1 protein-coding gene and 1 pseudogene are annotated in these 6,331 nt (G+C 36.0%); both read right to left on the bottom strand.

The window, feature by feature from the left end; genetic code table 11:
- A pseudogene (locus AC0QT4_RS08385) lies at nucleotides 1-180 on the bottom strand (hypothetical protein); the annotation flags it as partial.
- 1,377 nt (nucleotides 181-1,557) lie between these two features.
- Nucleotides 1,558-6,331, bottom strand: a 4,774-nt coding sequence (locus AC0QT4_RS08380; protein ID WP_473201228.1) for a DEAD/DEAH box helicase, incomplete at its 5' end; no start/stop codon positions are given.

The following is a 6,331-nucleotide window of genomic DNA, read 5'->3' as shown; positions in this document are numbered from 1 at the left end:
ATCCCCATCATGAGAGAGGTTATCTTCCTTTTCAATAAAGCCACCAAAGTCACCTTTTTTGACATCAGCAAAGTCTTTTAAAGCACGTATACGGTATAATAAGTGACCATCTATGCATTGCGTATCATTAGTTAATTCATATTTTTTGGATAATGTTTGCTTATTAACAGTAGCATTCATAGCTAGTGTCTCCTAGTAGGTTGATAGTTTTTATTGACAACCCTATAAGGGCGCCGGGTGCTAAAAACACGGCTACTAGTCCGTCGTCACACTTTTCCCGTATGGGTATTGTATGGTGTGACCACACCCGACAAAATCATTATATGCATTCAATAGCATAAAAGATAGTCAGTTTTTTTATATTAGGGATTAGGTTTATCGTAACCTACCCGCTAGTAGTTTAAGTGTTTTTAAGCACCTGAGTATTTATATAACAAAATACGTATTTATTGTCAATCATATTTTATTCTTTTTTGTGTTTTTTTATAATTATTTTTTACACCATTATGTGTAAATATGCATCATATGCTTATTAATATTTTACGTTTTATTGCCTCTATTTGAGTCTATATTACGCAATTGCGTTATTTTTCTCTTTTAAACGTCATAATAACTAAAAACGCTTTCATAATGCTTATTTTTAACTTTATAACGCATCATTATTTTTATGAGATAACTTGTGAATATTTTTGTGAATTTTTTATAAGAGGTTTGTAATTTAAACAGCTTTAATAGAGATAGCATCTTTATAACCAACGCTTTTGATTCATTCTCTATAGCCACCGCATCATTCTCATAAAACAAAGGATAATATGATCATGCGGTTTTGATTTGTTATGAAAACATTTTGAATTCTTATATCCTTATTAAAATACCTTTTAATGGGCTTTTGTCTCTTTTGTTTGTTTTGTCAGTTGATTTATCCCCCCCCTTTCATTTAAAAAAATTGAGATAAAATAAAAACATTATATTTCAATAGGTTAGTATTTTTCAAAATTTTGAAACATCACGTATAAAAGCAATGTGAGTAAGATAGACAATTAATGACACGCGTTTTGTCTGTTTTGTCAAATTTTGTCAGTAAATTTTAAAAGACAATTGTTATGATTAGAGTGCGTGTTTAAACCATGTTTTATGAGAGGGAATATAATCCTTTAAAGCCTTTCAAAAGACAAGAGATGGTTATGAGGCGTGTTATAAAGAGTAACTTATCAATTTGAATGGGATTTTGAGTTTTGAAACTTTGTGTTTAAAAAAAAACACTAAAAAGACAAAAAACAATCTCTCTTGATAAATACAATCTATTAATACGCATAATTCTCTTTAAAGAGAGCTTATGAAAGATATGAAAGGCATCATTTGAGATTGCGAGTTAATCTTTTAAAGGCAATATGAGAGTGTTTAAAAGTGCAAGGCTTCTCTTTTTAGAATAGCGCATGGTAAATCATTCCTTTTAAGATTGTACATAAGCAACCTAATAAGAGAGTATAGATTACAGCTATAAATCTATACTCCTTGTAATTAGCATGCCTATCATGTGAGCATGCTTTCTTAAGTCTATTCAGTTTCTCTTAATTCTAGATTTGGTAAGTTCTTAACAATCTTCATTGTTTCTAAACTTACCGTAATAACCCTTTGGAACAATTCCAATGGATAAGCAGGGTTTCCAACGGTCTCAACAGCATAGCGATTGGCATCATTAACAATGCCACTCTTTTTATCAGTCTTTACACATTGACGACCCATAACCCATTCAAGAGCAGATTTACCATTTACGATATACTCATAGGCTTCAAGAGGAATATCTGTTATCGTGATATTACTGTTATAAATAACCGTTGTTTTATCCTTTTCCTTGCTATTGCCAGCAAATTTCATTTCTGTAACGTAATAAAACTTTTCGGGATTCTTGATCTCTGTAAGTTTTGGATTGCCTTTTTTAAAGGTCACGGGATAAGGCTCTACAGTCTCATAATTGACGTGCAAATTCCCTAATTCACGACCCGCATTAACAAATGCCCAGAAATCTTCAGTGCTCTTTACGCAAGGGATGCGAGGCAATTCTTTAGAGAGGTTATCAGCATAGCGAGCACGATAATCTTCTGAATGCAAGAGACCGTAAACATAATAGAAGATATCATCTTTAGTGATGTTCTCATTAGGATAAGCAGCTTTAAAATGTGCTAGTCCCTCATCAGTGATAGCATCACGGCGTTGTAAACCTGCTATGTTGCTTTCTTCTGTAGAATTTGTAAATAAATGGGATTGGCTATTACTTCTATTTTTTGAAAGCGCAGTATCTTCGTAAAGGTACAATGGAAAGCATTGGCTATTCTCCATTACTTGAAAATCAGGTACAGTTTCAGTCATGATAATAGAAAAGTCTTTCTTTACCCCTGTACCTGTAATTTGTATCACCCTATTATTAACTGTTTTTCCCATAGGGAATATACACGGCAGTTGATAAACCCTTTCATTGAAGGTGCGATTATAATAGAACCATTGCCGTGTAAAAGGACGGTACAAACTTTGCGCAAGGCAAGTTTCTTCAAATTCAAAAACTTTTCCTCTAGTTAAATGCTGTTTAAGATTAAAACTCCAGCTAATTTTTTTTGCATCTGGATTTACAAAATTATCTACAGCATTATTACGTATTTTATAGTCAGCATGTGGATAGGTCTCGTTAAAACGTTCTTCTTCGTTATTATAGAAGGCAATCATATTTCTCATGTTTTTAGCTAGAGATTCACGGCTTGAGTTGTATACCCATGCATCACGACTGGTTACGATACCACAAGAATAAGTCTCAAAGAGCTTTTTATCATGCCCCTTTTTAACACCCAAGGTTAGAAATGTTTTGAAACTCTCATCGCGTTGATTAATCCAATCACCATGTTTGTCTGGCGTAATGATTTTCCAACCGCGATTACTCCGTGTAATGCCATCAATACTACCAAAGTCCTTAATTAACTTAAGCTTTTCTTCTCTTGTGAGATAATCTTCAACATCATAGAAATATATCTTACCACGCTGTTTGGATTCCGGATTTTTTACGAGAATAGAGATGGCAATGGGAGCCCGAGATCCTTCACCAAAAATTTTACCTCCTTCTTTTCGAGAAAGCTCTCCAGAGGTTCGTTGGTTACCACGCAAATGGAAAATATAAAGGCTGCTAAATTCTTCAACAAGGCATTTACGCACACCATCCATAGCATATCCATTGATAAAACTTGCATTTGTAACAAAACCAATCACACCACGGTCCTTTATACGGTCACTAGCCCAGCGAATAGCACGAATATAACTATCATATAGCGTTCGCATCAGATTTGCTTTCGATTGAGCGGCATAAGTCGCTTCTATTCGTTTATCTAATACGTGATAAGATGTATTCGGATTATTATCATTTTCGCTTTTTTGCCCTGTTGAATAAGGAGGGTTACCAAAGATCACTTCAATATTGAGATTTTTCTGAAGTTCCAAATATTCACTGTTTTCTTTAAACAATTTTTGCAGCAGATTTTTCTCTTCAAGCATCTGAAAGGTATCAGTTAAACCAATATGTTTGAAGGGAATATAATTACTTTTCGTAAGACCATGATAAGTTGCTTCAATATTGATGGCAGCAATGTAATAGGCTAATAAAACAATCTCATTGGCATGGATATCGTAACGATATTTATATTCCATATCTTCTGGTTTTATCAGATTAGAGTGTAAAAGCCGCGTGATAAAGGTACCAGTTCCCGTAAAGGGGTCAAGAATAGAAATACCCCGTGAACCCAAGCTTTGTCCAAATTCCTTGCGTAAAACATCATTAACGGAATGAATAATAAAATCCACAATTTCAATAGGGGTATAAACAATTCCTAATTTTTCTACCGTACGTGGAAAAGCATAACGGAAAAATTCATTATAAAGCTCTACAATTAAGTTTTGTCGTGCTTTAAGACTCGTAATTCCTCGTGTGTAAAATTGTACACTCCTAGAGAGAGTTCTGTAATCTTGAGATTCTTCGTTAAGAGTAACTTTATCAAGGATATTGAGTACACGTTGTAAAGCACAAGAGACGGGATTTTCTTGAACAAACTGATGCCCCTCAAACAAAGCATCAAAGACAGGACGCGTCGCAAGGTGTTGTGCAAGCATTTCAATCGCATTTTCTTCGGAGATGGTCGCGTTTAAATTGTTACGCAATTCTGTCATAAAACCATTAAACACCCGCCGCGTTTCCGCTTTTGATTGCGTCAAAACTTCAGTTAAGCGTGTGATATGATTTTGAGCAAGATCAGCAACATTCGTTGCCCATCTTTTCCAATAGCTAGGGTCGTAATTTCTCTTAACAATAGCCGCTCTAATGAGATCCGCACATTGAAAGAATAAGTCAAGTTCTTCTTCTGGTTTATAGGCGTGAAAGGGTTCATAAGTTGGTGACCCAATATCCAGTCCTGAATATTCTGCTTTTGAGTGTATAGGTAAATCATCAATAACAACAGTTGTATCTTCTGAGGTAGCCTTTTGAGAAGGAACAACAATGTCAAGGGCATAACTTACGTCTTGTTTTATGGACATATGGTGAATGATTTTATTAAAACCATCATCATGGGCACGCAAAGCATTGACGACTTGCCAGATGACATCATATTTCGGATTATTTTCCAAGGCTTTTACTGGTGGAATGCCAGCCGGTATTCCAACGGGTAAAATGATGTAGCCTCTTTTTTTACCCTTTGCTCGACGCATGACGCGTCCTATTGCTTGAATGATCTCGATTTGACTTTTGCGCGGGTGTAAAAACAGTATCGCATCAAGAGCGGGAACATCTACTCCTTCAGAGAGACATCTTACATTGGTTAACACACGACAGGTATTTTCCCCAGCGTCTTCTTTTAACCAATCAAGTTGTATCATACGGTCCTTGGCACTAACAGTTCCGTCAATATGGGCAAATGTACAGTGAAGAGGGGGCGTTTCTTTATGGCTTTCATGAAGAGCACGCAAATTTTCTTGCATTTTTACAGAATTGAATCTTGTACAGATGCGTTTAGAGGTCTCGATATCTTTACAAAAAGCCAAAGCGCGACGCATAGGGTTGGGGTCATCGCCAAGATCAATTTTTAGATCCATTTTGGTCAGGGCTCGATAACAACCATGGATTTTGGTTCTGTCATCAAGAATAAGTTCATAATTTTTATCTGTAATAAGATGTTGAATAGATTTTCTTACTTCTGTTTCGTTGACAACTAATATGATCACTTTACAAGGTGATAACAGTTCATGTTCTAGAGCTTCTGCAAATGTGTAATGATAGAGTTGTTTCCCATAAAGTGTTTCATCATCCATAGAGGCAAGAACAGTATCAGATAAGTCAGCTTTCCTTTTTAACCTATCCGTAAAGATTTTTGGGGTTGCCGTCATATAGAGACGTTTTTTACCCTGAATAATACTGTTATCATGGACTTTGACAAACTCAGATTCACTTTTATCTGATCCCAACACAGCACCCGTTGTACGGTGAGCTTCATCACAAATGATCAGATTAAATTCGGGTAAACCATGATCTTTTTGCGCATCGGATATCACTTGGATGGAATGATAGGTTGAAAAGATGACCATCATTGCATCTGCTAGGTTTTCACGAGCTTCCTTGGCAAGTGCTTGTGCATCCGTGCTAGCAGGCAATACAAGATCTGAGGTCTCCATTCCAAGAATATCATCTTGGCTTTTACGACGCTTGCCAACTTTTGTATCCGAACAAACAGCAAAGGAATGCAAAGGGATTTTTGCATCCGCTGTCCATTCTCGTATCGTTTGCGAGACTAATGCAAGAGAAGGCACTAAAAACAAAACACGCTTACCTTTTCCAGCTATTTGTTCTGCTATCTTAAGACTTGTAAATGTTTTACCTGTTCCACACGCCATAATCAGCTTGCCACGGTCTGCTTCTTGTAAACCCTCACAGACTTTCTGAATTGCTTTTATCTGATGGGGGCGTGGTTCTTTTGTCGATTTAAGGACAACTTCTTCTTTTGTTGCAAAGATTTCCCAATCTATACGACTGTTTTCCATATGACGAAGGTCAATGCGATAAACCGGTATCGCTTGTCCTTTAATCATTGCATTCACATTGTCACTTAAATTCACTTCAGTGCTATCAACCAGAAGACGATATTTGAAGATATCTTTTCCAGAGGCAGCGATAAAACTATCAATATCTTTTTTACTAATCTGATGGTCTGCTTCATAAAACTTACATTGAATAGCAACATAACCCTCTTGATTACGGAGTTTAGCAACCAAATCAATGCCGATATCATTTTTATTCCAACCC

This window comes from Bartonella sp. EBT8 (assembly GCF_055796165.1).
This window is presented reverse-complemented; position numbering and strand designations above follow the sequence as displayed.